The sequence below is a fragment of the Pantoea sp. K16 genome (assembly GCF_048452805.1).
Classification (GTDB): domain Bacteria; phylum Pseudomonadota; class Gammaproteobacteria; order Enterobacterales; family Enterobacteriaceae; genus Pantoea; species Pantoea agglomerans.
Genome location: NZ_JBLWNV010000005.1, coordinates 273,669 through 300,661, shown reverse-complemented (window position 1 = coordinate 300,661; position 26,993 = coordinate 273,669). Strand labels below are relative to the sequence as shown.

Genomic DNA, 26,993 nt, shown 5'->3' with positions numbered 1-26,993 from the left:
CGTTATTTCGGCTCATCATCAAGCCACAGGGTAAATTGCTGCGTGTCGCGCAGCGTACGGAACCAGTGGGCAGATTTCTTCATACGGCGCTGACGCTGCTTATCTAAGTCGATTTCGATAAGACCATAGCGATTTTTAAAGGCATTCATTGGCGAGACATTGTCGGTAAACGCCCACAGCATGTAGCCCTGACAGTTAATACCCGCCTGACTGGCGCGTATCGCCTGATGCAGGTGCTCGCTGATAAATGCGATGCGGTAATCGTCCTGAATCTCCCCGTCGGCATTTTTGAACTGCGCTTCGTTCTCAATTCCCATACCGCTTTCCGCCACAAACCACGGGATATTGCCGTACTCATCGCGCATCCGCTGCGCCATATCCCAGATAATTTCAGGCTGAATTTCCCAGCCGCGTGAAGGGTTCATCCGTCGCCCCGGCAGTTCAAAGTGTTCGTAATACCAGGCGGGATGAAAGGGTGTCTCGGGATGCCAGGCGCGGGACGGTGCCTTCACGCGATGCGGATAGTAGAGATTAAGCCCGACTTCATCGACGGTATTGGCGGCAATAATCGCCAGCTCTTCCGGGGTGGTTTCCCACTCAATCTGATGCTTATCAAGCAGCGCCAGCAGCTCCGCCGGATACTCGCCTTTAATGGCGGGATCGAGAAACACCCGGTTGTAGAACAGGTCATAAATATGCGCCGCCTTCTGGTCGTGCGGGGCTGACGATCGCGGATAGGTGACTTCCGGATTGAGTATGGTACCAATGCGACCGGCATAGCCTGCCGCGCGGAACAGCTTCACTACCCGGGCGGTAGCAAGATTCTTGTGGTGGTTCCACTGCATCCATTTATGGGTGTTCTGCTCATAAGGCCAGCGCAGCGCGTCGAGATAGACGCGGGTCTGCACCACAATCGGCTCGTTAAACACAAACCAGCGCGTGACCCGACCGGCATAGCGTTTAAACACCTGTTCGACATAACGGATAAAGAGTTCAACGACATGCTTTGACTGCCAGCCGCCATACTGGTCCAGCAGCGTGGCGGGCAGCTCGTAATGCTCCAGACAGAGCATCAGTTCAATGCCCTGGCGCTGCATTTCATCAATCAGCCGGTCATAGTAAGCCGCGTACTCCTCATCGACCGTAGCGGTTTCGTAATCGATCAGGAAACGCGACCAGTTGATCGAAGTGCGGTAGTGGGTCAGCCCGCTGGCCTTCATCAGCGCCACATCCTCACTAAAGCGGTTGATAAAGTCGGTGGCAACCGCCGGGCCGTAGCCGTTGTGCCAGACGTGACGATCCTGCTGATACCAGGCGTCAGGCCAGGAGTCCTGCCCCGCTTTTTTTCCGCTCCAGCCTTCCGTCTGCCAGGCGGAGGCAGCAGCTCCCAGAATGAAATTCTCAGGTATATGGACAGTCTGACGACTCATAACACCTCCGTTCGGTTGGGGTTCAGCTCAGGTTGCAGGCTCTTTGCTTCCGCTGCTTCTGCTGCATCCGCGCGGCGGGCTGCGACTTTCACAAATGGCAGATAGATAAGTACTGACACCAGAATGCAGACGATCTGCGTCACCACCGCACCCATCGATCCGGCCGTTGACAGCCAGGCATTGATAATCGGAGGCGTGGTCCATGGCACCATCACCACGGCTTTCCCGGCAAATCCCATCACCGTAGCGAAGTAGCCGATAGAACCTGTCACTAGCGGTGTGATGATGAAAGGGATAGCCAGTATCGGGTTAAGCATAATCGGCATACCAAATATAACCGGCTCGTTGATATTGAAAATGCCTGGCCCGAACGACAGTTTGGCGATTTCACGCATCTCTTTGCGTCGCGTTGCCAGCATCACGGCGGTGAGCAGCCCGATGGTCAGGCCGGAACCGCCGATGCTCATATAAACATCCCAGAACGGCATGGTGATGATGTTCGGTGCCTCTTTTCCCTGCTCAAAAGCGGTCATGTTGACCATAATCGCGCCCAGCAACAGCGGCTCACGGATCGGCTTCACCATCTGATTGCCGTGAATACCAATCACCCAGAACAGCTGGGCAACGAACATCAGAATCAGAATGCCCCACAGGCTCTGCACCACCGACTCCAGCGGCTGCTGCACCACCTGGTATACCGCGTCGTAAAGGTACATGCCGGTGACGCGATGGAAGATAAAGCCAAAAGTCGCTATCAGCGTCACGGTGATGATTGAGGGGATGAGCGCGGAGAAAGAGGCGGCCACGTTGGGCGGCACGGTGTCGGGCATTTTGATTTTCAGCCGCTCAACCTGTTCGAGGCGGCAGTAGATCTCTACCGACAGAATGGCGATAAACATGCCGAGAAACAGGCTTTTGGTATCGGAGAATTGTTTGGCCAGCACGTCGGTGACCAGGTGCATCTGCCCATCGACCATCATCTGTAAGGTGGTCGGCGTCACGGATACAAAGCAGATGATTGCCAGCAGGCCGGGAAACAGCGTTTTTATACCGTTGATGCGCCCAAGCTCAATACCAATCAGGAACACCGCACCAATGTTAAGAAAGCTGAGCGTGGCGTAATTGATACTGCTGGTGATGGGCTTGAGGTCAGCTAAAAAAGCCAGGGCGGCAAAGCTGGCAAGGCCATTTTTGCTGTCCAGCACCATGTTAGAGATCAATACCGAGAAGGCGCCAACAATGATCACCGGCATCAGGGTAATGAATGAGGCTTTAATCGCCATGATGTAGCGATAACTATTAAAGCGGGTGGCAAAGCTGCCCAGGGAATCGATAAGGCGGTCCTGTAGAGACATGATCAACCCTCAGAGATGTAAGATCGGTATTCCTGTAATCGTCGTGGTCTTCCCTGTTAGTGGCATACCAAAATGACGAATCTCCTCGGTTTTTTCTGTGACGAACCTCCCGGAAACGTTTATTGGCATTCCAGTATGATTAAAACGGCCAATTTGGCATACCAATAGCGGAGGCGTTATGGATTACGAACAGACCATGATGGAATTGCTGATCAATGCAGGGGAAGCCCGTTCATCGGCGATGATGGCGATTCAGTGTGCGCGCAAACGCGACTGGACCGGGGCTGACGCGGCGCTGGCAGCTTCAGATACCGCGGCAAAAGCGGCACATAAAATTCAGACCGCGTTGATTGGTGCAGACGAGGGAAGCGGAAAATTGCCGGTCACGCTGATTCTGGTGCATGCGCAGGATCATCTGATGAATGCAATGCTGTGCCGCGAGCTGGCAGAGGAGCTGGTCATGCTGCGCAAAGAGATCTATGGCTGACAGGCGGCGCGCTGGCCGCCCGGGTGAGGTGATTAGCTGTTTTCAAGTGCCAGTAGCGACTCAATAGTCTGCGCGCGGCGGATCTCGCGCTGCTGGCCCTGCTCAAACAGCACTTCCGGGATCAGCGGACGGCTGTTGTAGTTAGAGGACATGGATGCACCGTAAGCACCGGTGTCGTGGAACACCAGGTAATCGCCAACCTTTGCCGCCGGAATCGCGCGTGGTTCGACCATGCCGCCCTCCAGCTGGGTAAAGACATCACCCGATTCGCACAGCGGGCCAGCGACCACGGTGTCGATAGTCTGCTGCTCATCAATGGCCCGCTCATCGCCCGCCATCAGCGAGATATGGTGATAGCTGCCATACATGGAGGGACGCATCAGGTCACTGAAACCGGCATCGACCAGCACGAAGTGACGGCTGCCCATCGACTTAACCGCCCGAACCTGAGAGACCAGCACACCGGCCTCGGCCACCAGGAAACGGCCCGGTTCGATCTCCAGCTTTATCGCGTGACCCAGATGCTGGGCAATACGCTGCCGTGCTGCATCCCACAGGCCGAAATAGTGATCGGTATCGATCGCCTCTTCGCCATAGCGATAAGGCACAGAGAGGCCGCCGCCCGCAGAGATCGCGGTCAGATCCTGACCCGACGCCATCACCAGTTCAACCATCGCATCACAGACCTGCTGCAGATGCGCATAATCGACGCCTGAGCCGATATGCATATGAATGCCCACCAGCTGCAAGCCGTGCTGCTTAATCGCCGCCAGCGCCTCGGCTAAATCGGCATGCCAGATCCCGTGCTTGCTGTTTTCGCCACCGGTATTGGTTTTCTGACTGTGGCCGTGACCAAAACCAGGATTGACCCGCAGCCACACCGCATGTCCCGGTGAGACCGCGCCGAGCTGATGCAGCATATCGATCGATCCGGCATTAACCGGCACCTTTAACGCGGTCACCCGCTCCAGCGTCGGCTGATCGAACAGATCCGCGGTAAAGACGATCTCATCACCGCCGGGCTGGTAACCCGCGGCCAGCGCACGTTCGATCTCACCCAGCGATACCGAGTCCACTTTCACGCCTGCTGCGCGCATCAGGCGCAGGATATGCGTATTCGAGCAGGCCTTCTGCGCAAAGCGCACCACATCAAATGCCTGCAGCTGGGCAATACGCGCCTGAATAATCTGCGCATCATAAGCCCAGAATGGCCCGGCGTAGCGGCGTGCCAGCGGCAGCAGGTTAGCGGCGCTGAGTGCGGTTTCGGTACTCTGTAAGGAACGTGGCATGGCAATTCTCCTGTGGCAATAGCTGCATTAAGCCAGAATCGTGTCATAGCGAAAAATATCTGTTTTAATAGCATCTATGCAGAATGGATATAGGAAGGGTGCGTGGCGAACATTAACTGGCGGCATATCGAGATTTTTCACGCGGTGATGACCAGCGGCAATCTGACTCAGGCCGCGACACTGCTGCACACCTCACAGCCGACGGTGAGCCGGGAGCTGGCACGCCTGGAGCAGCAGCTGGGATTAGAGTTGTTCGGACGGGTTCGTGGTCGCCTGCAACCGACGGTGCAGGGATTGCGTCTTTTCGAAGAGGTGCAGCGATCCTGGTACGGACTGGATCGCATCATGGAAGCGGCTGAAGGGCTGCGCCAGTTCCGTCAGGGTGAGCTGTCGATCGCCTGCCTGCCCGTTTTTTCGCAGTCGCTGCTGCCACCACTGTGTCAGCCCTTTTTACAGCGCTACCCGGATGTGAGCCTGAATGTGATTCCGCAGGAGTCGCCGCTGCTGGAGGAGTGGCTGTCAGCACAGCGCTACGATATCGGCTTAACCGAAACCCAGCACGCTCCGGCCGGCACTGACCGTCTCGCCCTGCTGACCTGCGATGAAGTGTGTGTATTGCCTCAGCATCACCCTCTGAGTCAGCGTTCAGAGCTGACGCCGCACGATTTTGCGGGCGAACAGTATGTGAGCCTGTCGCGCAGTGACAGCTATCGTCAGTTGCTGGATGCGCTGTTTCATGAGCAGGGAGTCGAGCGGCGGCTGGTGATGGAGACGCACAGTGCCGCTTCGGTGTGCGCCATGGTCAGAGCGGGCGTGGGCATTTCAATTGTGAATCCGCTGACGGCGCTGGATTACGCCGACAGCGGTGTGGTGATGCGTAAGTTCAGCGTGGCGGTTCCGTTTACCGTCAGCCTGGTGAGGCCGCAGCACCGCCCTGCATCGGCGCTGGTCGATGCCTTTGTCAGCCATCTGCAACGGCAGGTGGCTGACTTTCCGGCACGCATCGCCGCCCGCCTGGCTTAAGCGCGAACCCTGGCGGCTGCGCGGCCCGATTTGCGGAAGGTGATCAGACAGATCAGCAGGCCGATTGCCGCCAGCGCAGCGGCAGCAACCGGCACCGCCGTCAGGCCATATCCACGGCCAATCACCGCACCGCCGACCCAGGCACCCAGCGCATTGCCCACGTTAAACGCCGAAATGTTCAGGGTTGAGACCAGGTTAGGCGCCTCTTTGCCGTGCCGTACCACGTTGATCTGCAGACCCGGCACCGTCGCAAAGGTCGCCATCGCCCACAGGAACAGGGTGATCTCCGCCAGCCACAGCGCATGGCTGGTCCAGCTGAACAGCAGCGAGAAGATGGCGATCAGTGAGAAGCTGAGGATCAGGCTAAAGGAGACTTTCCAGTCGGCCAGTTTGCCGCCAAGAATATTACCGACCGTCAGGCCTGCGCCAATCAGGAACAGCGTCCAGCTGACGCCGCGATCGCTGATGCCCGTCACCTCTAGCAGCAGCGGCGCAATGTAGCTGAACAGCGCAAACATCGCCGCGGCAAAGAACACCGTCATCAGCAGCGACAGCCACAGTTTCCCGTTGGCCAGTGCACCAATTTCACTCGCCAGGTGAACCGGCTTTTCCTGTTTATTGTTGGGCAGACTCACGATCAGGGCGATAAACGCCAGCACGCCAATCACTGCCACGCCCCAGAAGGTGGCTCGCCAGCCAAACATCTGTCCGAAACTGGTTCCCAGCGGAACGCCCAGCACGTTGGCTAAGGTCAGTCCGGTGAACATCAGTGCGACAGCGGAAGCCTGACGACCGGCTGGTACCAGACTAGCGGCGACCACCGCGCCAATACCGAAGAAGGCACCGTGACAAAGCGCGGTGACGATGCGTGCCAGCATCAGCAGGTTATAGTTGTAAGCCAGCGCACACAGCAGGTTGCCGACAATAAATATCACCATCAGCAGAATCAGCGTTTTTTTACGCGGCAGCCTGGCGGTGAGCAGCGCCATAATCGGCGCACCTATCGCCACGCCCAGCGCGTAGCCGCTGATCAGCCAGCCCGCCGACGGAATCGACACCTGAAGGTCACGCGCCACCTCCGGCAGCAATCCCATAATGACAAACTCAGTGGTTCCGATGGCGAACGCACTCAACGCCAGCGCCATTAATGCTACAGGCATAACACTCTCCCAATATCATTTGCAGGTGAACTGCACAGACGCGCAGCCCCTCGACGCTTATTAAAATTTGATCTGCGTCACGGTGAGCATTACAGCACAGTGCTGATGCGCGACATAGCCTGCGCGCAGCAAAGGATTATTGCCGGGGCCGCAATAATCCTGCCGCTTTGCCGGAACAAATGGCTTTGTCAGCCTGCTGGCTAAGCCCATTAAAGCGCACATGACCCAGGGTCAGGTTGTCATTTCCCGCGAACCCGTTACGCTTTTTAGTGCGTATTTAATTAATAAATCCTTAACGTTGCCGATATATCCCTAATCAATTGCCAGGTGATGTGATCAACTTCTGACGCAGGGAGAGAGAATGCAACGACTCATAGCCTTAATGGTGTTTGGCTTAACCGGTTGCTCGGTAGGTCATTATGAGTACAGTAAAGAAGCTGAAAAACGGGTGGATATGACCGTGACCGGCATTCCCACCGTGCTGGGTTTAGGCACGCTCGGTACCACCATCCCACTGACGCCGGAGTACAGCCTGACCGCCGCACATGTGGCAAAGTTTTCGCTTTACCGGGTCAAAGCCTGGCATCCGCAATGCGATCTGGCAGTGGTCTACCACAAAAACAGCGAAATGAACCTGCCACCCAACTTTCGTAACAGCCACATCGGCGATCAGGTCAATCTCTACGGCTACAGTTTTATTTCGGCCATGCCGGTCAGTTCCAGCGGGCAGAACCTGATCAATACCACGCTGGCGAACAGCTGGAACAAATCAGACTGCGTCGTGGTGGCGGCGAATGCGGGGGTGGTTAAAGGGATGTCGGGAGGCGCAGTCTATAACGCCTCTGACGATACGCTGGCGGGCGTGATTATTGGCTACAGCAATAACATCAACGACAATGTCAGCGGTAAGACACTCTATAAGAACGTTGCGCTCTATGTGCCTTACTCGCGATTTCAGACATGGCTGGATCAGGCGATTAAATCCTGATATCTGCTGAACGAACAGATGTAAAAAAGGCCGGAATTTCCGGCCTTAAGCTTGGTGACAAAGTCGGGCCTGATTCGCTGTAAGACCGAGCCTGCACAGGTAACACGGTCAGATCGGAAAGACGCAAAAACTGTCATCCATGACCGCTCGGCCCACGCCATCCATGGCGCGGGACGCTTTCCTCTTCTGACCGTGTTCCCTGTGCCGTGAGTTTATCAGTTGCTGCCAAATTCACTCTGATTCGGCTTTGTCATCACGCTGTCAGGCCTGAAGATCAGGCCTGACAGCGACTCATAACGATTACTTGCTGCCTGGGCGCAGTGCCGGGAACAGAATCACATCGCGGATAGTGTGGCTGTTGGTAAACAGCATCACCATACGGTCAATACCGATACCCAGACCGGCGGTTGGCGGCAGACCGTGCTCCAGTGCGGTGACATAGTCTTCGTCGTAGAACATCGCTTCGTCGTCGCCAGCATCTTTGGCATTCACCTGCTGCAGGAAACGCTCAGCCTGATCTTCCGCATCGTTCAGCTCGGAGAAGCCGTTACCGATTTCACGACCGCCAATGAAGAACTCAAAGCGATCGGTGATTTCCGGGTTCTCGTCGTTACGACGGGCCAGCGGAGAGACTTCAGCCGGATATTCAGTGATGAAGGTCGGCTGAATCAGATGCGCTTCAGCGGTCTCTTCAAAGATTTCGGTTACGACACGGCCCAGACCCCAGCTTTTCTCAACCTTGATGTGCAGTGATTGAGCAATCGCCACCGCTTTATCAAAGTCTTCCAGATCGGCCAGATCCGTTTCCGGACGGTATTTCTTGATCGCTTCACGCATGGTCAGTTTTTCAAACGGCTTACCGAAATCAAACTCCTGCTCGCCGTAAGGCACCACGGTGCTGCCCAGCACATCCTGCGCCAGCGTACGGAACAGGCTTTCGGTCAGCTCGATCAGATCTTTGTAATCCGCATAAGCCATATAGAGTTCCATCATGGTGAACTCTGGGTTATGACGTGGCGAAATACCTTCGTTACGGAAGTTACGGTTGATCTCGAACACGCGATCGAATCCGCCCACCACCAGACGCTTCAGATAAAGCTCTGGAGCGATACGCAGATACATGTCGATATCCAGCGCATTGTGATGGGTGATGAACGGACGCGCAGACGCGCCGCCAGGGATCACCTGCATCATCGGGGTTTCCACTTCCATAAAGTCGCGGCCCACCATGAACTGGCGAATACCGGCCATGATCTGCGAACGAATTCTGAAGGTGTTGCGCGACTCCTCGTTGGCGATGAGATCAAGGTAACGCTGACGGTAGCGCGTTTCCTGATCGGCCAGGCCGTGGAACTTGTCCGGCAGCGGACGCAGTGCTTTGGTCAGCAGGCGCAGTTCAGAACAGTGAATCGACAGTTCGCCGGTTTTGGTTTTGAACAGTTTGCCGCGCGCGCCCAGGATATCGCCGAGATCCCACTTTTTGAACTGCTCGTTGTAGATGCCTTCAGCCAGATCGTCACGCGAGACGTAAAGCTGAATCCGGCCACCCACATCCTGCAGGGTCACGAAAGAGGCTTTACCCATGATACGACGGGTCATCATACGTCCGGCAACGCTGACTTCGATGCCGAGATCTTCAAGCTCTTCGTTGCTCTTCTCGCCATAGCTCTCATGCAGCTGGTTTGAGAGGCTGTCACGACGAAAATCGTTAGGAAACGCCACGCCATTTGCACGCAGCACGCTCAGCTTTTCGCGACGCGCTTTCAGTTCGTTATTTAACTCAACGGCGGCATCAGCGCTCTGCGGTTGTTGTTCAGACATGTCGGTTCCTTATAACCCTGCTTTTAAACTAGCTTCAATGAATCGATCCAGGTCGCCGTCCAGCACCGCCTGGGTGTTACGCGTCTCTACGCCGGTGCGCAGATCTTTGATGCGTGCATCATCGAGAACGTAAGAACGGATCTGACTTCCCCAGCCGATGTCGGACTTGTTGTCCTCCAGCGCCTGTTTCTCAGCGTTTTTCTTCTGCATCTCAAGCTCGTACAGCTTCGCTTTCATCTGCTTCATCGCCTGATCTTTGTTCTTGTGCTGAGAACGGTCATTCTGACACTGGGTGACGGTACCGGTTGGAATATGGGTAATACGTACCGCAGATTCCGTCCGGTTAACGTGCTGGCCGCCCGCCCCTGACGCGCGATAGACGTCAATGCGCAGATCGGCTGGGTTGATGTCGATATCAATATCGTCATCCACTTCCGGATAGATAAAGGCGGAGCTGAAGGAGGTGTGACGACGGCCGCCGGAGTCAAACGGGCTCTTACGCACCAGGCGATGCACGCCCGTTTCTGTACGCAACCAGCCAAAGGCGTAGTCGCCTGACACGCGAATGGTCACAGATTTAATGCCTGCAACTTCACCTTCAGACTCTTCGATAATTTCGGTTTTGAAGCCTTTGGCTTCGGCCCAACGCAGATACATACGCATCAGCATGCTGGCCCAGTCCTGCGCTTCGGTGCCGCCGGAACCCGCCTGCAGATCGATGTAGCAGTCGGCGCTGTCATACTCGCCAGAGAACATGCGGCGGAATTCCAGCTCGCCCAGCTTGCCCTCAAGGACATCCAGCTCGGCAACCGCTTCGTCGAAAGTCTCTTCGTCTTCCGCTTCTACCGCCAGTTCAAGCAGACCCTGCACATCTTCCAGGCCCTGCGACATCTGATCCAGCGTCTGCACGATCGCTTCCAGCGAGGAGCGCTCTTTGCCCAGCGCCTGAGCACGCTCAGGTTCGTTCCAGACATCGGGCTGTTCCAGCTCGGCGTTTACTTCTTCGAGGCGTTCTTTCTTGGCATCGTAGTCAAAGATACCCCCGAAGAACGTCGCTGCGCTCACTGAGGTCCTGAATACGGTTTTTGACCGGGTTGATTTCAAACATGGCTTTAGCGTCTTTCTTATGTTCGATGGGACAGGAAATTTAACGCACAAGTTTACCCGAAACTGGCGGCAGATTGTAGCGCTGAGACAGCGGGCTGATGCCGGAGCGGCGTGACGCGTTGCATTTGCTTATCGGGCTGCGACGACAACCGCTCGCACAGCAGGTTAACGCAGGGGAAAAACAGGCTGACGCGCCTCTGCCGTGACCGGAGACGCGCGCGCCTTAGAAAAATCAAAGCGGCCAGATATGGTCAATGATTAGCTGTACCGAGCGGTTACCGCGATACTCATTGATATCCAGCTTATAGGCCAGCTCGACCTGACGAATGCTGCTGTCGGGCCACAGGGTGGTATCGACATTAAAGGCGATACCGTCGATCAGCGGACCGCCGTCCAGCGGTTCGACCATCACTTTCAGATGTCGCTCGCCCACCAGCCGCTGTTGCAGCAGCTTAAATTTGCCGTCAAAGGCGGGTTCCGGGAACGCCTGGCCCCAGGGCCCCGCTTCGCGCAGCATCTCAGCGGTCTGCAGCGAAAACTCCTGCGGCTGCAACGCACCATCTGACCAGATGATGCCCTGCAGAGATTCGCCATCCAGCCACTCACCGACCAGATCGGCAAAGCGCTGACGGAACTCCTCGTAGCGTGCGGTTTCCAGTGATAAGCCTGCCGCCATGGCATGACCGCCAAACTTCAGCATCAGGCCGGGATTCAGCGTATCCAGACGCTCCAGAGCGTCGCGCAGATGCAGACCGGCAATTGAGCGGCCTGAGCCTTTCAGCGTGCCGTCGCCCGCCGGCGCAAAGGCAATCACCGGACGATGGAAACGCTCTTTCAGACGGGAGGCGAGGATCCCCACCACCCCCTGATGCCATTCGGGATGATAAAAGGCCAGCCCCAGCGGCAGATCGCGCTGCTCACGCTCCAGCGCCTGACACAGCGCCAGCGCTTCGCTCTGCATGCCCTGTTCTATCTCTTTGCGCGTCTGGTTCAGCGCGTCCAGCTCACTGGCTAACATCCGTGCCTGACTGAGATCCTCAGTCATTAACAGCGCCACGCCCACCGACATATCGTCGAGCCGGCCTGCGGCATTGAGCCGTGGCCCCAGCGCAAAGCCGAGATCGCTGGCCGCCATCTGACGCGCATCGCGATTAGCAATCTCCAGCAGCGCCCGGATGCCTGGCCGGCATTTTCCGGCCCGGATGCGGCTGAGTCCCTGCCACACCAGAATGCGGTTGTTGACGTCGAGCGGCACCACGTCGGCAACCGTGCCGAGCGCCACCAGATCCAGCATCTCCGCCAGATTGGGTTCGGTGCGAGTGGCACCAAACCAGCCCTGGGTGCGCAGATGGGCGCGCAGCGCCAGCATCAGATAGAACGCAACGCCCACGCCCGCCAGTGCACGTGAGGGAAAGTTGCAGTCCGGCAGATTGGGATTAACGATCGCCTCAGCGGCCGGTAAGGTCTCGCCCGGCAGGTGGTGGTCGGTAATCAGCACCGGAATCCCGTGCTGATGGGCACATTCAACGCCGGCGTGGGAGGAGATGCCGTTGTCGACGGTCAGGATCATCGCCGCGCCGCGCGCCCGCGCCTGCTCAACCACTTCAGGGCTGAGGCCATAACCATCTTCAAAGCGGTTAGGCACCAGATACTGCACGTTGCCGCCGCCCATGCTGCGCAGCGCCATGACCGTCAGCGCGGTACTGGTCGCGCCATCGGCATCAAAGTCGCCCACCACCATAATGCGACGCCCATCCAGCAGCGCCTGATGCAGCAGTTCCACTGCGCTCTCAATCCCGCTTAAGGACTGGTACGGCAGCAGGTTTTTCGCCCCGCGCTCCAGCTCTGCCGCGTCGCGCACGCCGCGTTGCAGATAGAGTCGTTTCAGCAGCGGCGGCAGCGTCGCCGGAAGCGCATCGTCAACCGTCACCTCACGGCGACGGAGTTCCACATCCTGTTTTACCACCGATTAACCACCACGCTTCTGATTGTCCAGCACCTGCTTCAGCTCCTGCGGCGACTGATAACCTGGGATCATCATGCCGCTGTCAGTCAGCATCGCGGGCGTGCCCTGAATGCCGAACAGCACGCCAAGTTTATAGTGCTGGGCGATATCGATTTTGCAGCTGTCTGGTGCGGCCATCTTCGGCGCATTGCCTTTCATCGCCTCATCAAACGCTTTATTGCGGTCAGCGCTGCACCAAATCGCTTTCATCGCCGGTTCAATCTGACCATTCAGCCCTTCACGCGGAAACGCCAGATAGCGCACGGTGATGCCCAGCGCATTGTAGTCCGCCATCTGCTCGTGCAGCTTGTGACAGTAGCCACAGGTGATGTCGGTGAAGACCGTGATCACGTGCTGCTCTTTAGGCGCTTTGTAGACGATCATCTCCGGCACCAGCGCTTCGACTTTTTTGTCCAGTAGCTGGTTGGTGACGTTGACCGGCTGTTTGCCGCTGACGTCATAGAGCGGACCCTGGATCATGTGTTTGCCGTCGTCGGTCACGTAGAGCACGCCGCTTTCTGACAGCACGGTTTTAAAACCCGGCAGCGGTGACGGGCTGATCTCCGTCTGGTTCAGACCGAGCTTTTTAAGTGATTGCTGAATGGCGCTGTCATCGGCCTGTGCGAGACCGGAAAAGGCGCTGGCTAAAAGAGCCAGCATGGCAAAATGCTTGTTCATTTTTGTCCTTATCGCCGCGGTTCAGGCCCGCGGATGGTGTTGTTGATGCAACTGACGCAGGCGCTCAGTGGCGACGTGCGTATAAATTTGGGTGGTGGAGAGATCGCTGTGTCCCAGCAGCATCTGTACGACACGCAGATCGGCACCGTGGTTCAGCAGATGGGTCGCAAAGGCATGGCGCATGACATGCGGTGATAACTTTTCGCTGTCGATCCCCGCCAGCGTGGCGTAATGCTTGATGCGATGCCAGAAGGTCTGGCGCGTCATCTGCTGCGCCCGATTACTGGGAAACATCACGTCCAGCGTCTGACCGTTGAGCAGCCACGGACGACCATGTTCCATATATTGCTCCAGCCAGTAAACCGCTTCTTCACCTAAAGGCACCAGCCGCTCTTTATCCCCTTTACCGATAACCCGGACAACGCCCTGGCGCAGGCTGATGTCGCTGAGCGTCAGGCCAATCAGTTCGGAGACGCGCAGGCCCGTGGCGTAGAGCAGCTCCAGCATCGCTTTGTCGCGCAGCTCCAGCGGGATATCGATATTCGGCGCCTGCAACAGCCGCTCGACCTGCGCCTCACTGAGATCTTTCGGTAAACGCTGCGGCAGTTTTGGTGCTGACAACAGCGCGCTGGGATCGTCCGGGCGCAGCTTTTCGCGGTAAAGATACTGGAACAGGCGACGCATGGCGCTGAGCAGCCGCGCTGAGCTGGTCGCCTTGTAGCCTCCCTCCAGCCGTTCAGCCAGAAACTGCTGCAGATCCAGCGGCGCCACGCTAAGCAGCGTCAACTGATGATGCGCCAGCCATCCGGTCAGCGTCTGGAGGTCCTGGCGATAAGAGGAGAGAGTGTTCTGCGCCAGATTGCGTTCAATCCAGAGCGCATCAAGAAACTGTTCTGTCAGATCGCTGTCCTGCACGTTATCTCCGCCGTCTGGTGTAAAATCATGCTCATTATGCCTGATTCAGCAGCGCTTCTGGTACAATTGCGCCAAAGTCAGTATTTACAGAGTGTTATCTGCATGAAAATCGGTCTTTTTTACGGTTCCAGTACCTGTTACACCGAAATCGTAGCGGAGAAAATTCGCGATTTTATTGGCGAAGAGTTAGTGACGCTGCATAACGTGAAAGATGACGACCCACGCCTGATGGAGCAGTACGACTTGCTGATCATGGGCATCCCGACCTGGGATTTCGGTGAGTTGCAAGAGGACTGGGAGGCGATCTGGCCGCAGTTGCCCGCGCTGAATCTGCAAAACAAGATTGTCGCACTGTATGGCATGGGCGATCAGATTGGCTATGGCGAGTGGTTTTTAGATGCGCTCGGCATGCTGCACGATTTGTTGCAGCCGATGGGAGTACGTTTTGTTGGCTACTGGCCGCTTGAAGGCTATGAGTTCACCAGCCCGAAACCGCTGAGTGCCGATGGCTCACAGTTTGTGGGTCTGGCGCTTGATGATGTGAATCAGTTTGAGGTCACCGATGAGCGCGTTGAGCAGTGGTGCGAGCAGGTGTTAACCGAAACCGCCGGACTGCTCTGACGGCCCTTCTGCCGGTGTCGAACCCTGGCATGAACAGGTGAGCGGCTTTAATCGCTCTTGCCTGTCATTATCGAACCGCAGTGCAGGCAGATGAACGGCTTCAGACGCTCTTGCCTGCACTGCTGCCATTAATGCCGCGCCGGGCTGAAGCAGCAGGCGCGTAACGCCCGCCATTCGCCAGGCTGCATATTGTCCTGCATCAGCCACCAGCGCAGCGTGGCACCCTGTTCGCTCTTCGCCACCAGCAGCACGCCAACGGGTAACCAGCGTAATGGCTGAGTTGGCCGCCAGCGTTTTCCCTGCCAGATCCAGCAATGGACGCTTTCCCGCTGTAACGTACCGTGCCGTTGAATCAATCGCCAAACGCTGCGCCAGCCCTCGGCCTGCAACAGCAGAATAATCGGCGCTTTAACCAGCCAGCCGCCTGCAGGCAGCGTCATCAGCACCACGCCAGTCACGGCTGCTATCAGCCAGGCGCAGACTAACCCGCACGCCAGACGAGAGGGCCGCAGCTTACATTGCCACCGGGCCGCGAGCATGGTTACGCTGCTGGATCAGGTTCACCATCCGCTTAAGCTCCGGATCCTTTGGCTCACCGTGATTCATCAGCCAGTTAAACAGATCGGGATCGTCACTCTTTAGCAAATCCACAAAGACCTGCTTATCGGTGTCGCTCAGCGTCTCATACTCAAATTTGAAGAACGGCATAATAGCCACATCCAGTTCCAGCATGCCGCGACGGCAGGCCCACTGAATGCGTGATTTATCATTAATATCCATGCATCAATTTCCACAATTCACAACGTGGCGCCTAGTGTAACCTGGTTTAATGCGGCTCGCAGGCGCAGCGTCGCATGCTGTGCAACCTGCCACATTTCAGGCTGGATCTTTTCAGGGTTATCACGCCTTTTGTGCGCCGTTTTCCGTAAACAGGTTGCATTGCCAGTCGGCTCTTTTAACATTGAAGATATTATTCCGGATGAACCTTCTTATACAGGATATCTCCATGCCCACATTTACTTTACCGCCGCGCCAGCCTGCCGCGTCGTCTCGTCTGCCGTTAACCCTGATGTCACTGGATAGCTGGGCGCTGGTTTCCATTACTGGTGCCGACAGCACCTCTTACCTGCAGGGTCAGTTAACGCTGGATGTCGCCGCGCTGGATGCCGACCACCATTCGCTCGCCGCACACTGCGATGCTAAAGGCAAAATGTGGAGCAATATGCGCCTGTTCCATCGCGGTGAAGGCTATGCTTATCTGATCCGTCGTGAGCTGCGCGACACCCAGTTGCCCGAGTTAAAGAAATACGCCGTGTTTTCGAAAGTGTCGATGGTGGCTGATGATGAGTCAGTATTGCTGGGCGTGGCCGGTTTTCAGGCGCGCGCCGCGCTGGCAAATCTGTTTGATAGCCTGCCCGACAGCGAAAAACCGGTGGTGCAGCAGGGAGAAACCACGCTGCTGTGGTTTGCCCATCCGGCCGAACGTTTTCTGATTGTCACTTCGCTGGCCCAGGCAGAAGCGCTGAAGCAGAAGCTCAATGACGATGCACAGTTTAATGACAGTCAGCAGTGGCTGGCGCTGGATATTGAAGCGGGCATTCCGGTGATTGATCCCGCCACCAGCGTGCAGTTTATTCCGCAGGCCACCAACCTGCAGGCGCTGGATGCTATCAGTTTTAAAAAAGGGTGTTATGCCGGTCAGGAGATGGTGGCACGGGCGAAATATCGCGGCGCCAATAAACGCGCGCTCTACTGGCTGGCGGGTCAGGCAAGTCATCTGCCCGAAGCCAATGCCCCGCTGGAGTTGCAGATGGGTGAACGCTGGCGTCGAACCGGCAGCGTGCTGGCTGCGGTGCAGTTAGATGACGGGATTAGCTGGATTCAGGTCGTGATGAATAACGATCTGGAGCCGGACAGCGTGCTGCGGGTGGAAGGCGATGAAGGCGGACATCTGACCATTCAGCCACTGCCCTACTCGCTGGATGAAAGCTGATTGAGCGTATGGCCCTTGCGCTAAGGGAAGGGCCAGTGCCACAATTCAGAGCAGGCTCAATTCAGCGCACATAAAAGTAGATAGCGCAGAAGTGACAGAGACTGCCGCCCAGCACGAACAAATGCCAGATGGCGTGATTAAACGGAATGCGGCGCGCCACATAGAAAATCACCCCCAGCGAATAGATAATCCCGCCTGCGGCAAGCAGCCAGATGCAGCCCGGCGGCAGGATCATCGCCAGCTGATAAACCACAATCAGCGACAGCCACCCCATACAGAGATAGGTCACCAGCGACAGCGCTTTAAAGCGATGCGCAATCGTGAGCTTGAACAGGATACCGGCCAGCGCCAGCCCCCAGATCACCGCCATTAATCCATACGCCAGCGGCGTCCTCAGCGCGACCAGCAGAAACGGCGTATAGGTGCCGGCAATCAGCAGATAGATGGCGCAGTGATCAAACTTTTTCAGCCAGGGTCTGGCCGGGCCAGCCGGAATAGCGTGATAGAGCGTCGAGGCCAGAAACAGCAGGATCATGCTGCCACCATAGAGGCTGTAACTGATAAAAGTGAGGGTGTCGGCCTGCCTCTCCGTTGCCTGATTGAGCATCAGCACCAGTCCGACGATACCGAACAGGCAGCCAAGACCGTGACTGATACTGTTGGCAATTTCCTCGGCGAACGAATAGCCCGCAGCGTGTTGATGTTTGTGAGAGAGTGTGGGGGTCATAACAGGTTCCTGATCAGCTCCATAGCAGTGATATCGTTATCCAGCGTAGCCAACACTTTTTTCAGTGTACACTTGTACGCTAAAATTATCCTGGTGAAATTCACTATCCCTTAAACCGGGTGATGAATCTGGTAAACTGGCCGCCAGTCAACTGTTCAATGAGTCATTCATGTTTTCGCATAGCGATCTCGCCCGCCTTAACGATCTGGAAATGCAGGTCTATCAGTTCATCATTAAGCACCGCGAAGGCGTCAGCTACATGACGATCCGCGAGCTGGCTGAGCAGGCTGGTGTCTCCACCACCACCGTGCTGCGTTTCTGTCGCAAGATGGGCTGTGAAGGCTGGTCGGAATTCCGCATCCGCCTGCGTTTAAACGAACAGCAGAGTGCGCCAATGCTCAACACGGCGGGCGTCAGTGAAATGCTGAGCTTTTTTAAGAGCATCAATAATCCGGAGTTTGAACAGCTCATCGCTGAGGCCGCGCAGAAGATTAATCAGGCTGAGCGGGTCTTCTTTATTGGCGTCGGCACCTCCGGCAGCCTGGCAAAATATGGCGCACGCTTTTTCTCTAACCTCGGTAAATTCAGCCACGCGATTGACGATCCCTATTATCCGGTTAGTCCCGATCTCTATGAAAACGCCATTGCCATTATTTTATCGGTCTCCGGTGAAACGGAAGAGATCCTGCGCATTGCCAGCCAGTTCAGCCTGAATAAGTGTAAAATCATTGCGATAACCAACACGGAGAGCTGCTCACTGGCGAAGATCGGTGATTTCAACCTCTGCTACCATGTGCCCATCATCCGTATGGCGGACAATTCCGACATTACGACTCAGGTGCCAGTGACCTATATTATTGAAGCAATCGGCCGCCAGCTGGGGAAATAAAACAGCCTGTTTTTTGGATGTAACAAACGCAATTATTGCCGCGCTGTTATATCGTGACTTTCATTATTGCCTTGCTACACTCAGCTCAATTTCAATATCCGTAATGGGGTGAAGCATGAGTGCAGAATTGCAGTTACCAAAAGGCTTTCTTTGGGGCGGAGCGGTGGCAGCGCATCAGGTTGAAGGCGGCTGGGATCAGGGCGGCAAAGGCGTCAGCATTGCTGACGTGATGACCGGCGGTTCACACGGCGTTGACCGGGTGATCACCGACGGCGTGCAGCCGGGTCATTTCTACCCGAACCACAAGGGTGTGGAGTTTTACTCCCACTACAAACAGGATGTCGCGCTGTTTGCCGAGATGGGCTTCAAATGTTTCCGCACCTCGATTGCCTGGACCCGTATCTTCCCTAACGGTGACGAGCAACAGCCCAACGAATCAGGCCTGCAATTCTATGACGACCTGTTTGATGAACTGCTGAAGTATGGCATTGAACCGGTCATCACCCTTTCGCACTTCGAAATGCCTTATCACCTGGTCAAAGAGTATGGCGGCTGGCACAACCGCAAAGTGGTCGACTTCTTTGTGCGCTTCAGCGAAGTGGTGCTGAACCGTTATAAAAGCAAAGTGAAATACTGGATGACCTTCAATGAGATCAACAACCAGCGTAACTGGCAGTATCCGCTGTTTGGTTACTGCTGTTCAGGCGTGATCTTTACCGAACATGAGAAACCTGAACAGGCGATGTATCAGGTGATGCACCACCAGTTTGTTGCCAGTGCAAAAGTGGTGAAACTCGGCCACGACATCAATCCTGAATTTCAGATTGGCTGCATGATCGCCATGGTGCCGGTCTATCCCTTCTCCTGCCACCCGGACGATGTGGTGCTGGCGCAGGAATCGATGCATCAGCGCTATGTGTTCAGTGACGTGCAGATGCGCGGCTACTATCCGGCCTACACCCTGAAAGAGTGGGCGCGCAAGGGTTACGACATTCGGATGGAAGCGGATGATGCCGAGACGCTGCGCCAGGGCTGTGCAGACTATGTCGGTTTCAGCTACTACATGAGCAACGCGGTGAAAACCGATGCCAGCGGCGTTGACGATCCGATCACCGGCTTTGAAGGTGTGGTGAAAAACCCGCATGTGAAAGCGTCCGACTGGGGCTGGCAGATCGATCCGGTTGGCCTGCGCTATGCGATGAACGAGCTGTATGAGCGTTACCAGAAGCCGCTGTTTATTGTTGAAAACGGCTTTGGTGCTATCGATAAGCCAAACGCCAATGGCGTGATTGAAGATGATTACCGCATCGACTATCTGCGTGCGCATATCGAAGAGATGAAGAAAGCCGTGGCGTACGATGGTGTTGAATTAATGGGCTATACGCCGTGGGGCTGCCTCGATTGCGTCTCGTTTACCACCGGCCAGTACGACAAACGTTACGGCTTTATTCATGTGAATAAAAATGATGATGGCAGCGGCGATTTTTCTCGTGGGAAGAAAAAGAGTTTCAGCTGGTATCAGCAGGTTATCGCCAGTAACGGCGAAAACCTGTAAGTCATCACGCCGCATCAGCGGCGAAGTGAGTTAACGCCCACCGGCAGCGTCAATGATGCTGCCGGTGACGTAAGAGGCCGCGTCGCTGGCCAGCCAGACGATCGCTTCCGCCACCTCTTCTGCTTCACCGCCGCGTCCCATCGGGATCACACTGGCAAGCCTGTCTACTCTGCCTGGCTCTCCGCCATCGGCATGCATCTCTGTATAGATAAATCCCGGACGTACGCCGTTGACCCGAATCCCCTGCTGCGCCACTTCCAGCGACAATCCTCTGGTCAGCGTGTCCATCGCCCCTTTTGAAGCGGCGTAATCGACATATTCGCCAGGCGCACCGGTACGCGACGCTGCTGATGAGACGTTGACGATGGAGCCGCCCTGACCGCCGTGATGTGTGCCCATCCGCTTAACCGCCTCACGACAGCAGAGAAAAGACCCAATCACGTTGGTGGCAAAGACCTTATGCAGGCGTGCCGCATCCAGCTGCTCGGTGCGACACTGCTGAAACAAAATCCCGGCGTTGTTCACCAGCAACGCCAGCGGTTCGGACTGCTGGTCGAGCTGCGCAAACATCGCCATCACCTGGGCTTCATCACTGATATCTGCCTGAACAGCAAAGGCTTCACCGCCCTGCTGCCGGATCTGCGCCACCACCTGTTGAGCTTCCGCTTCGCGCTGACGGTAGTTCACCGCAACCCGATAACCCCGGACGGCCAGTAACAGCGCCGTGGCCCGCCCGATACCGCGGCTGCCCCCCGTAACCAGTGCCAGTTTCATGCTGATTCTCCAGTACAAAGGGCCGACGAATCGACCCTTTGTGGTTAACGTTTGCCTGCGGGGAAATTACTGATAGTCGCTCATCGGCACGCAGGAGCAGAAGAGATTACGGTCGCCAAACACATCATCCAGACGTTTTACCGTCGGCCAGTATTTGTTGTGGCTGCCCGCCGGGAAGACTGCCAGTTCACGGCTGTAAGGATGTGACCACTCACTGACGATTTCCAGCTGAGTATGCGGCGCATTAACCAGTGGGTTGTCATCCAGCGGCCATTCACCTGACGTCACCCGATCAATCTCCATGCGGATCGCCAGCATCGCGTCGATAAAGCGATCCAGTTCGATTTTGCTCTCCGATTCAGTCGGCTCCACCATCAGGGTGCCCGCCACCGGGAAGGACATCGTTGGTGCGTGGAATCCATAATCGATCAGGCGCTTAGCAATATCCAGCTCACTGATGCCGGTCTGCTCTTTCAGCGGACGGATGTCGAGAATACATTCGTGCGCCACCCGACCGTCACGGCCGGTGTAGAGCACCGGATAGGCCGACTGCAGGCGGCGGGCAATGTAGTTGGCATTCAGAATCGCAACCGAGCTGGCCTGTTTCAGCCCTTCCGCGCCCATCATGCGAATGTACATCCAGCTGATTGGCAGAATGGATGCACTGCCAAACGGCGCTGCGGATACGGCGCCCTGCTGCGTCAGCACACCGTCAATCTGCACCACGCTGTGTCCTGGCACAAACGGGGCCAGGTGCGCTTTGACGCCAATCGGTCCCATACCCGGACCACCGCCGCCGTGCGGAATGCAGAAGGTTTTATGCAGATTCAGGTGCGAGACATCCGCGCCGATATAGCCAGGCGTGGTGATGCCGACCTGCGCATTCATGTTCGCGCCATCCAGATAAACCTGACCGCCATACTGATGCACGATCTGGCACACTTCGCGAATGGTCTCTTCATAAACGCCGTGGGTTGACGGGTAAGTCACCATGATGCAGGAGAGTTTGTCGCCCGCCTGAGCCGCTTTTTCACGCAGGTCGCCAAGGTCGATGTTGCCCTGTTTATCGCAGGCCACCACCACCACGTCCATGCCCGCCATCTGGGCTGAGGCCGGGTTAGTCCCGTGCGCCGAGCTTGGGATCAGGCAGAGATGACGATCGCCCTCTCCACGGCTTTCGTGATAACGACGGATCGCCAGCAGTCCGGCATATTCACCCTGCGCGCCGGAGTTTGGCTGCATACAGAGCGCATCATAGCCGGTGAGCTGCACCAGCCACTGCGAAAGCTGGCCGATCATCTGCAGATAGCCGGTAGCCTGTTCAGCCGGGCAGAATGGATGCAGCTCCGCAAATTCCGGCCAGGTGATCGGGATCATCTCTGCCGCGGCATTGAGCTTCATGGTGCAGGAGCCCAGCGGGATCATCGCCTGATTCAGCGCCAGATCCTTTTTCTCCAGGCTGTGCATGTAGCGCATCATCTCGGTTTCGCTGTGATGACGGTTGAACACCGGATGGGTCAGGATCTCGCTGTGGCGTTGCAGGCCAGCAGGAATCGCGTGGCTCTCGCTGGCCACTTCGCTGTCGAGCTTTTCCAGGTCCTGACCGTGTTCATCACCCAGCAGAATGGCAAACAGCGCCAGAATATCTTCGCGGCAGGTGGTTTCATCCAGCGTGATGCCCACGGCGTTATGGATGTCGCTACGCAGGTTAACGCCAAAGCTCAGGGCGCGATTCAGCACAGCGGCTTTATCCGCCACTTCCACCGTCAGCGTATCGAACCAGTGCTGATGGCGCAGCTTCAGGCCGCCCTGTTGCAGCCCAGCCGCCAGAATGTTGGTGAAGCGATGAATGCGTGAGGCAATGCGTTTCAGGCCCGCCGGGCCGTGGAACACCGCATAGAGACCGGCGATGTTTGCCAGCAGCACCTGCGACGTACAGATGTTGGAGTTGGCCTTTTCACGGCGGATATGTTGTTCACGGGTCTGCATCGCCATACGCAGCGCCGTGTTGCCCGCCGCATCACGTGAAACACCAATGATACGGCCTGGCATAGAGCGCTTATGCTCGTCGCGGCTGGCGAAAAAGGCCGCGTGAGGGCCGCCGTAGCCCATTGGCACGCCGAAGCGCTGAGCTGAACCAAAGACAATGTCTGCACCCTGCTTGCCTGGCGCTTCCAGTAACACCAGCGACATAAAGTCCGCCGCCACGCTGACCACCACTTTGCGGGCTTTCAGTCCGGCAATCAGTGCGCTGTAATCGTGCGCTTCGCCGGTAGTGCCCACCTGTTGCAGCAGCACACCAAACAGGTCGTCATGATCGGGCGCTTTGTCCGCGCTATCAATAATCAGTTCGAAGCCGAACGTCTCCGCACGGGTGCGGACCACATCCAGCGTCTGCGGATGGATATCATCGGCAATGAAGAATTTATTGGCATTTTTGAGCTTACTGACGCGTTTTGCCATCGCCATCGCTTCAGCGGCAGCGGTTGCTTCGTCCAGCAGTGAGGCGGACGCGATATCCATGCCGGTGAGATCCAGCGTCAGCTGCTGGAAGTTCAGCAGCGCTTCCAGACGGCCCTGGGAGACCTCAGGCTGATACGGGGTATAGGCGGTGTACCAGCCCGGATTCTCCAGCATATTACGCAGGATAACCGGCGGGGTGATCACCGCGCTGTATCCCATACCGATCCAGGATTTGTAACGCAGATTCTGGCTGGCAATCGCTTTCAGTTCGGCCAGAGCCTGCTGTTCAGTAGCGGCTTCGCCAACCGCTGGCGGGCCAGGCAGCTGAATATCTGCCGGCACAATCGTGCTGATTAACGCTTCCAGCGAACGGGCACCAATAGCGTCAAGCATCTGCGCCTGCTGCTCAGGTGAAGGACCGATATGGCGCTCAATGAATGCACCGTTGTGTTCAAGCTGGCTGAGAGTCTGAGTCATTAGCAGTAAATCCTGAATCGGGCTGGGGGAACCGGAGAGCAAACATAAATCTGCGGCCTCAGTGTGAGGCCGCCTGACGACTACTCGTCGATGGAGGCTTTGTAAGCATCCGCATCCAGCAGCGTGTCGATTTCAGACGCGTCGCTGGCTTTGATTTTGAATAACCAGCCGCCTTCATAAGGCTCGCTGTTGACCTGCTCCGGTGAGTCAGTCAGTGCTTCGTTGACCGCCACAATCTCACCGCTGATCGGCGCATAGATATCTGAAGCCGCTTTAACGGATTCCGCGACCGCGCACTCTTCACCAGCGGCAAACGTCGCGCCCACTTCCGGCAGATCGACAAACACCATGTCGCCCAGTAGCTCCTGCGCGTGTTCAGTGATACCCACGGTGTAGCTGCCATCTTCTTCTTTGCGCACCCACTCGTGGCTGTCGCGGTACTTCAACGTATTCGGCACATTGCTCATTGGCCATTTCTCCTGAATAAAATTTACTGAGCGACCGGTTTACCGGCGCGGACAAAAACGGGACGGGTAACCTGGACCGGCATCTGGCGGTTACGGATCTCAACGATGGCGGTGCTGCCGACTGAGGCCGGTACGCGCGCGAGGGCGATGCTGCAACCCAGCGTCGGAGAGAAAGAGCCACTGGTGATGATCCCCTCCTGCGGCTGCCCCTGGTCATCGGTGAAACGCACCGGCAAGCCGTTACGCAGCACCCCTTTTTCTGTGAGGATGAGTCCTACCAGCTTTTCGGTACCGCGTTCACGCTGCAGTTCCAGCGCTTCCCGGCCGATGAAATCGCGGTCAGCAGGTTCCCAGCAGACCGTCCAGCCCATGTTGGCAGCCAGCGGTGAAACGCCTTCATCCATCTCCTGACCATACAGATTCATACCCGCTTCCAGACGCAGCGTGTCACGTGCGCCCAGTCCGGCAGGTTTAACGCCAGCAGCCAGCAGACGCTGCCAGAAATCGGCTGCCTCCTCTGCAGGCATAGCAATCTCATATCCCGCTTCGCCGGTATAGCCGGTGGTGGCGATAAACAGGTCACCTGACTGCACGCCGAAAAATGGCTTCATGCCAGCAACAGCCTGACGCTGCTCCTCGCTGAACAGCGTCTGTGCCTTCTGCTGCGCCTGCGGACCCTGCACGGCAATCAGCGCCAGGTCGTCGCGTTCCGTCAGCGTAATGCCATAGCCCTGCGCGTGTTGCGTGATCCAGGCGAGATCGTTTTCACGGGTGGCAGAGTTCACTACCAGCCGGAAGAACTCTTCGTTCATAAAGTAAACAATCAAATCGTCAATGACGCCACCCGAGGCATTCAGCATCCCGGTGTAGAGCGCTTTGCCTGGCTGGGTCAGTTTTGCCACATCATTTGCCAGCAGGTAGCGCAGGAATTCACGGGTACGCGGGCCTGTCAGGTCGACGATGGTCATGTGAGAGACATCAAACATACCGGCGTCAGTGCGCACCACATGATGTTCATCCATCTGGGAGCCATAGTGCAGCGGCATCATCCAGCCATGAAAATCCACCATGCGGGCACCGCAGGCCTGATGCTGTTCAAACAGAGGTGTTTGCTGAGTCATAACCATCCTGTGCAGAAGCGAGTGAGTGCAAAAGTGCGCCGGCATTCAGTGCCGACGCAAACGTTCTCTTAGGGCTGACGTTACCACCGAATCTGACGATTAACCATAAGCAAACCGGGGTCGAAAGCAGAGGCACAGCCTAACCAGGAACGGCTGCCAACAGGATATAAAACTGCAATTTTGTGATTAATCGCGCAATAAATGCAGGGAATTTAAATATACGCAGCAAATTTATGCGGGATGGCATTCAGGATGTTAAAAAAATCCCGCGCCCAGCGGACAGAAGAATGAGAAAAAGTAATGCGAATTCGCCCGCAAAATTAGAATAAATCAAACGAAGACCTCTGCTGGTGCAGCGTTGCCTTTTTGTGGTGCAGAGCGGTGTCAGGCATAAAAAAAGCCAGCAGAAGCTGGCTTATCAGAAGGGCGAATTTAGCGTAGCCAGGCGGGCAGATCATTCAGCCCCATCGCCTGCTTAAGCATCATGGGTTTGACACCCGGCAGGCGGTCAGCCAGTTTCAGACCCACGTCGCGCAGCAATTTTTTCGCCGGATTATTGCCTGCGAACATTTCACGGAAGCCCTGCATTCCCGCCAGCATCATTGCGGCGCTGTGCTTACGGCTGCGCTCATAGCGTCGCAGATAGAGGTGCTGACCAATATCTTTGCCCTGCTGATGCAGACGGCGAATCTCACCGATCAGCTCGGCGGCATCCATAAACCCAAGGTTAACGCCCTGACCCGCCAGCGGATGAATGGTGTGAGCCGCATCGCCCACCAGCGCCAGACGGTGTGCCGCGAAGTTGCGGGCATAGCGCGCCACCAGCGGAAACGATTTGCGCTCGCTTTCCAGCTGGCACAGGCCGAGCCGCATATCAAACGCCACCGAGAGCTGCTGATTGAACAGCGCTTCCGGCATGGTTTCCAGACGGCTCGCTTCCTGCGGCGAGAGCGACCAGACGATGGAACTGAGATGCGGATCCTGCATCGGCAGGAAAGCCAGAATGCCGTCGCCATGGAACACCTGGCGCGCTACTGCGTCGTGCGGCTTCTCAGTGCGGACATTAGCCACTAACGCATGGTGATCGTAATCCCAGAAGGTCAGCGGAATATCGGCTTTGTTGCGTAGCCAGGAGTTAGCGCCGTCAGCGGCAATCATTAATCGCGCACTTAACATGCTGCCATCCTGCAGGGTAACAAAGGCTTCGTTGTCACCAAACGCGACCTGCTGTAACTGCGAGGGTGCCATTATCGTCACGTCGCTGCAGCCGCTGGCACGTTGCCAGAGCGCATTGTGGATCACCGGGTTTTCAATAATATGGCCCAGATGCGACAGGCCCTGATGCTCATCATCAAAGGCGATGGAGCCGAAACTGTCCTTATCCCACACTTCCATGCCGTGATAAGCGCTGGCGCGCAGCGAGAGAATGGTCGACCAGACATCCAGCTTCTGCAGCAGCCGTTCGCTGGCGGCATTGATTGCCGACACGCGAACTGACGGTGACGCACTCAGCGCCAGCGGTGGCTCCGGTGATTTTTCCAGTACGGCGATGCGCAGTCCGCTACCCTGCAAGCCGCAGGCCACCGCCAGTCCCACCATACCGCCACCGGCAATCACCACATCAAAAGTTTGCATCTGAGCCTCTTTA

24 protein-coding genes are annotated in these 26,993 nt (G+C 56.6%); 7 read left to right on the top strand and 17 right to left on the bottom strand.

Annotated elements, in window-relative coordinates; all coding sequences use genetic code 11:
- Positions 1-2: 2 nt before the first annotated feature.
- Entirely contained in the window at positions 3-1,430 is a 1,428-nt protein-coding gene (locus ACK13D_RS09070) for a glycoside hydrolase family 1 protein (protein ID WP_033769923.1), read from the bottom strand.
- The gene (locus tag ACK13D_RS09065; RefSeq protein WP_010248669.1) at positions 1,427-2,785 is read right to left on the bottom strand and encodes a PTS sugar transporter subunit IIC; all 1,359 of its coding nucleotides are present in this window, start codon (positions 2,783-2,785) and stop codon (positions 1,427-1,429) included. The genes ACK13D_RS09070 and ACK13D_RS09065 overlap by 4 nt, the downstream gene beginning before the upstream one ends.
- A 178-nt stretch (positions 2,786-2,963) precedes the next feature.
- Between ACK13D_RS09065 and ACK13D_RS09060 the strand changes: the two genes are divergently transcribed.
- Positions 2,964-3,272 carry a PTS lactose/cellobiose transporter subunit IIA gene (locus ACK13D_RS09060; protein WP_010671044.1) on the top strand — a complete coding sequence of 103 codons (309 nt, stop codon included), beginning with the start codon at positions 2,964-2,966 and terminating at the stop codon, positions 3,270-3,272.
- A 32-nt stretch (positions 3,273-3,304) separates the two neighbouring features.
- Here the strand turns inward: ACK13D_RS09060 and lysA are convergent, their stop codons facing one another.
- Positions 3,305-4,561: a diaminopimelate decarboxylase gene (gene lysA / locus ACK13D_RS09055; protein ID WP_045139647.1), complete on the bottom strand. Its 1,257-nt coding sequence runs from the start codon at positions 4,559-4,561 to the stop codon at positions 3,305-3,307.
- A 102-nt stretch (positions 4,562-4,663) separates the two neighbouring features.
- Here lysA and ACK13D_RS09050 point away from each other — a divergent pair, with 102 nt between their 5' ends.
- The gene (locus ACK13D_RS09050; RefSeq protein ID WP_010248675.1) at positions 4,664-5,584 is read left to right on the top strand and encodes a LysR family transcriptional regulator; all 921 of its coding nucleotides are present in this window, start codon (positions 4,664-4,666) and stop codon (positions 5,582-5,584) included.
- On the opposite strand, the gene ACK13D_RS09045 is transcribed toward ACK13D_RS09050, so the two are convergent.
- Positions 5,581-6,744: an MFS transporter gene (locus ACK13D_RS09045; RefSeq protein WP_010248677.1), complete on the bottom strand. Its 1,164-nt coding sequence runs from the start codon at positions 6,742-6,744 to the stop codon at positions 5,581-5,583. The genes ACK13D_RS09050 and ACK13D_RS09045 overlap by 4 nt on opposite strands.
- A gap of 361 nt (positions 6,745-7,105) precedes the next feature.
- On the opposite strand from ACK13D_RS09045, the gene ACK13D_RS09040 reads away from it, so the two are divergent.
- Positions 7,106-7,732 (top strand): serine protease, encoded by a 627-nt coding sequence (locus ACK13D_RS09040; RefSeq protein ID WP_029519406.1) that lies wholly within the window; start codon positions 7,106-7,108, stop codon positions 7,730-7,732.
- 300 nt (positions 7,733-8,032) lie between these two features.
- On the opposite strand, the gene lysS is transcribed toward ACK13D_RS09040, so the two are convergent.
- The 5 genes from lysS to xerD all read right to left on the bottom strand — a co-directional run bounded on the left by lysS (position 8,033) and on the right by xerD (position 14,258).
- Complete coding sequence (gene lysS, locus ACK13D_RS09035) at positions 8,033-9,553, bottom strand: lysine--tRNA ligase (RefSeq protein WP_010248682.1); 1,521 nt, start codon at positions 9,551-9,553, stop codon at positions 8,033-8,035.
- A 9-nt stretch (positions 9,554-9,562) separates the two neighbouring features.
- Positions 9,563-10,661 (bottom strand): peptide chain release factor 2 gene (gene prfB, locus ACK13D_RS09030; protein ID WP_099257461.1). Its coding sequence is split into 2 segments (ribosomal slippage): positions 9,563-10,585 and positions 10,587-10,661, totalling 1,098 coding nucleotides; the frame shifts between segments, so codons are not numbered across the junction.
- 231 nt (positions 10,662-10,892) lie between these two features.
- A complete protein-coding gene (recJ, locus tag ACK13D_RS09025; RefSeq protein WP_033769918.1) occupies positions 10,893-12,626 on the bottom strand; it encodes a single-stranded-DNA-specific exonuclease RecJ in 1,734 nt (577 codons plus the stop codon).
- Positions 12,627-12,629: 3 nt separating this feature from the next.
- Positions 12,630-13,343 (bottom strand): bifunctional protein-disulfide isomerase/oxidoreductase DsbC, encoded by a 714-nt coding sequence (gene dsbC / locus ACK13D_RS09020; RefSeq protein ID WP_010671049.1) that lies wholly within the window; start codon positions 13,341-13,343, stop codon positions 12,630-12,632.
- Positions 13,344-13,364: 21 nt separating this feature from the next.
- Positions 13,365-14,258 (bottom strand): site-specific tyrosine recombinase XerD, encoded by an 894-nt coding sequence (xerD, locus tag ACK13D_RS09015; RefSeq protein WP_010248689.1) that lies wholly within the window; start codon positions 14,256-14,258, stop codon positions 13,365-13,367.
- 102 nt (positions 14,259-14,360) lie between these two features.
- On the opposite strand from xerD, the gene fldB reads away from it, so the two are divergent.
- A complete protein-coding gene (fldB, locus tag ACK13D_RS09010; RefSeq protein WP_010248777.1) occupies positions 14,361-14,879 on the top strand; it encodes a flavodoxin FldB in 519 nt (172 codons plus the stop codon).
- Between the two features lie 128 nt (positions 14,880-15,007).
- On the opposite strand, the gene ACK13D_RS09005 is transcribed toward fldB, so the two are convergent.
- Complete coding sequence (locus ACK13D_RS09005) at positions 15,008-15,418, bottom strand: protein YgfX (protein ID WP_418796199.1); 411 nt, start codon at positions 15,416-15,418, stop codon at positions 15,008-15,010.
- Positions 15,393-15,659 (bottom strand): FAD assembly factor SdhE, encoded by a 267-nt coding sequence (gene sdhE, locus ACK13D_RS09000; protein ID WP_010248781.1) that lies wholly within the window; start codon positions 15,657-15,659, stop codon positions 15,393-15,395. The genes ACK13D_RS09005 and sdhE overlap by 26 nt, the downstream gene beginning before the upstream one ends.
- 226 nt (positions 15,660-15,885) lie before the next feature.
- On the opposite strand from sdhE, the gene ygfZ reads away from it, so the two are divergent.
- A complete protein-coding gene (gene ygfZ / locus ACK13D_RS08995; protein ID WP_010248786.1) occupies positions 15,886-16,872 on the top strand; it encodes a tRNA-modifying protein YgfZ in 987 nt (328 codons plus the stop codon).
- Positions 16,873-16,933: 61 nt separating this feature from the next.
- On the opposite strand, the gene trhA is transcribed toward ygfZ, so the two are convergent.
- Positions 16,934-17,599, bottom strand: coding sequence for a PAQR family membrane homeostasis protein TrhA (gene trhA / locus ACK13D_RS08990; RefSeq protein ID WP_033785639.1), 666 nt, complete (start codon positions 17,597-17,599; stop codon positions 16,934-16,936).
- A gap of 169 nt (positions 17,600-17,768) precedes the next feature.
- On the opposite strand from trhA, the gene ACK13D_RS08985 reads away from it, so the two are divergent.
- Positions 17,769-18,488 (top strand): MurR/RpiR family transcriptional regulator, encoded by a 720-nt coding sequence (locus ACK13D_RS08985; RefSeq protein ID WP_010248792.1) that lies wholly within the window; start codon positions 17,769-17,771, stop codon positions 18,486-18,488.
- A gap of 115 nt (positions 18,489-18,603) precedes the next feature.
- Complete coding sequence (locus ACK13D_RS08980) at positions 18,604-20,043, top strand: 6-phospho-beta-glucosidase (protein ID WP_346449891.1); 1,440 nt, start codon at positions 18,604-18,606, stop codon at positions 20,041-20,043.
- 30 nt (positions 20,044-20,073) lie between these two features.
- On the opposite strand, the gene ACK13D_RS08975 is transcribed toward ACK13D_RS08980, so the two are convergent.
- The 5 genes from ACK13D_RS08975 to ubiI all read right to left on the bottom strand — a co-directional run bounded on the left by ACK13D_RS08975 (position 20,074) and on the right by ubiI (position 26,980).
- Positions 20,074-20,817, bottom strand: coding sequence for an SDR family oxidoreductase (locus tag ACK13D_RS08975; RefSeq protein ID WP_010248798.1), 744 nt, complete (start codon positions 20,815-20,817; stop codon positions 20,074-20,076).
- 66 nt (positions 20,818-20,883) lie between these two features.
- The gene (gene gcvP / locus ACK13D_RS08970; RefSeq protein ID WP_022623832.1) at positions 20,884-23,757 is read right to left on the bottom strand and encodes an aminomethyl-transferring glycine dehydrogenase; all 2,874 of its coding nucleotides are present in this window, start codon (positions 23,755-23,757) and stop codon (positions 20,884-20,886) included.
- 80 nt (positions 23,758-23,837) lie between these two features.
- Positions 23,838-24,224, bottom strand: a complete 387-nt coding sequence (gene gcvH / locus ACK13D_RS08965) for a glycine cleavage system protein GcvH (protein WP_010248802.1) — start codon at positions 24,222-24,224, stop codon at positions 23,838-23,840.
- A 23-nt stretch (positions 24,225-24,247) separates the two neighbouring features.
- Positions 24,248-25,345, bottom strand: a complete 1,098-nt coding sequence (gene gcvT / locus ACK13D_RS08960) for a glycine cleavage system aminomethyltransferase GcvT (RefSeq protein WP_052271514.1) — start codon at positions 25,343-25,345, stop codon at positions 24,248-24,250.
- A 432-nt stretch (positions 25,346-25,777) separates the two neighbouring features.
- A complete protein-coding gene (gene ubiI, locus ACK13D_RS08955; RefSeq protein ID WP_346449890.1) occupies positions 25,778-26,980 on the bottom strand; it encodes an FAD-dependent 2-octaprenylphenol hydroxylase in 1,203 nt (400 codons plus the stop codon).
- Positions 26,981-26,993 lie beyond the last annotated feature (13 nt).

Bases quoted from the DNA above. Each gene is read 5' to 3' on its own strand.
- gcvT (WP_052271514.1), bottom strand. From the start codon at position 25,345: ATGACTCAGCAAACACCTCTGTTTGAACAGCATCAGGCCTGCGGTGCC.
- sdhE (WP_010248781.1), bottom strand. From the start codon at position 15,659: ATGGATATTAATGATAAATCACGCATTCAGTGGGCCTGCCGTCGCGGC.
- ubiI (WP_346449890.1), bottom strand. From the start codon at position 26,980: ATGCAAACTTTTGATGTGGTGATTGCCGGTGGCGGTATGGTGGGACTG.
- gcvH (WP_010248802.1), bottom strand. From the start codon at position 24,224: ATGAGCAATGTGCCGAATACGTTGAAGTACCGCGACAGCCACGAGTGG.
- lysA (WP_045139647.1), bottom strand. From the start codon at position 4,561: ATGCCACGTTCCTTACAGAGTACCGAAACCGCACTCAGCGCCGCTAAC.
- trhA (WP_033785639.1), bottom strand. From the start codon at position 17,599: ATGACCCCCACACTCTCTCACAAACATCAACACGCTGCGGGCTATTCG.
- ACK13D_RS09045 (WP_010248677.1), bottom strand. From the start codon at position 6,744: ATGCCTGTAGCATTAATGGCGCTGGCGTTGAGTGCGTTCGCCATCGGA.
- ACK13D_RS09005 (WP_418796199.1), bottom strand. From the start codon at position 15,418: ATGCTCGCGGCCCGGTGGCAATGTAAGCTGCGGCCCTCTCGTCTGGCG.
- ACK13D_RS09060 (WP_010671044.1), top strand. From the start codon at position 2,964: ATGGATTACGAACAGACCATGATGGAATTGCTGATCAATGCAGGGGAA.
- ACK13D_RS09040 (WP_029519406.1), top strand. From the start codon at position 7,106: ATGCAACGACTCATAGCCTTAATGGTGTTTGGCTTAACCGGTTGCTCG.
- ACK13D_RS09065 (WP_010248669.1), bottom strand. From the start codon at position 2,785: ATGTCTCTACAGGACCGCCTTATCGATTCCCTGGGCAGCTTTGCCACC.
- ygfZ (WP_010248786.1), top strand. From the start codon at position 15,886: ATGCCCACATTTACTTTACCGCCGCGCCAGCCTGCCGCGTCGTCTCGT.
- dsbC (WP_010671049.1), bottom strand. From the start codon at position 13,343: ATGAACAAGCATTTTGCCATGCTGGCTCTTTTAGCCAGCGCCTTTTCC.
- lysS (WP_010248682.1), bottom strand. From the start codon at position 9,553: ATGTCTGAACAACAACCGCAGAGCGCTGATGCCGCCGTTGAGTTAAAT.
- fldB (WP_010248777.1), top strand. From the start codon at position 14,361: ATGAAAATCGGTCTTTTTTACGGTTCCAGTACCTGTTACACCGAAATC.
- gcvP (WP_022623832.1), bottom strand. From the start codon at position 23,757: ATGACTCAGACTCTCAGCCAGCTTGAACACAACGGTGCATTCATTGAG.
- ACK13D_RS08980 (WP_346449891.1), top strand. From the start codon at position 18,604: ATGAGTGCAGAATTGCAGTTACCAAAAGGCTTTCTTTGGGGCGGAGCG.
- ACK13D_RS09070 (WP_033769923.1), bottom strand. From the start codon at position 1,430: ATGAGTCGTCAGACTGTCCATATACCTGAGAATTTCATTCTGGGAGCT.
- ACK13D_RS08985 (WP_010248792.1), top strand. From the start codon at position 17,769: ATGTTTTCGCATAGCGATCTCGCCCGCCTTAACGATCTGGAAATGCAG.
- ACK13D_RS08975 (WP_010248798.1), bottom strand. From the start codon at position 20,817: ATGAAACTGGCACTGGTTACGGGGGGCAGCCGCGGTATCGGGCGGGCC.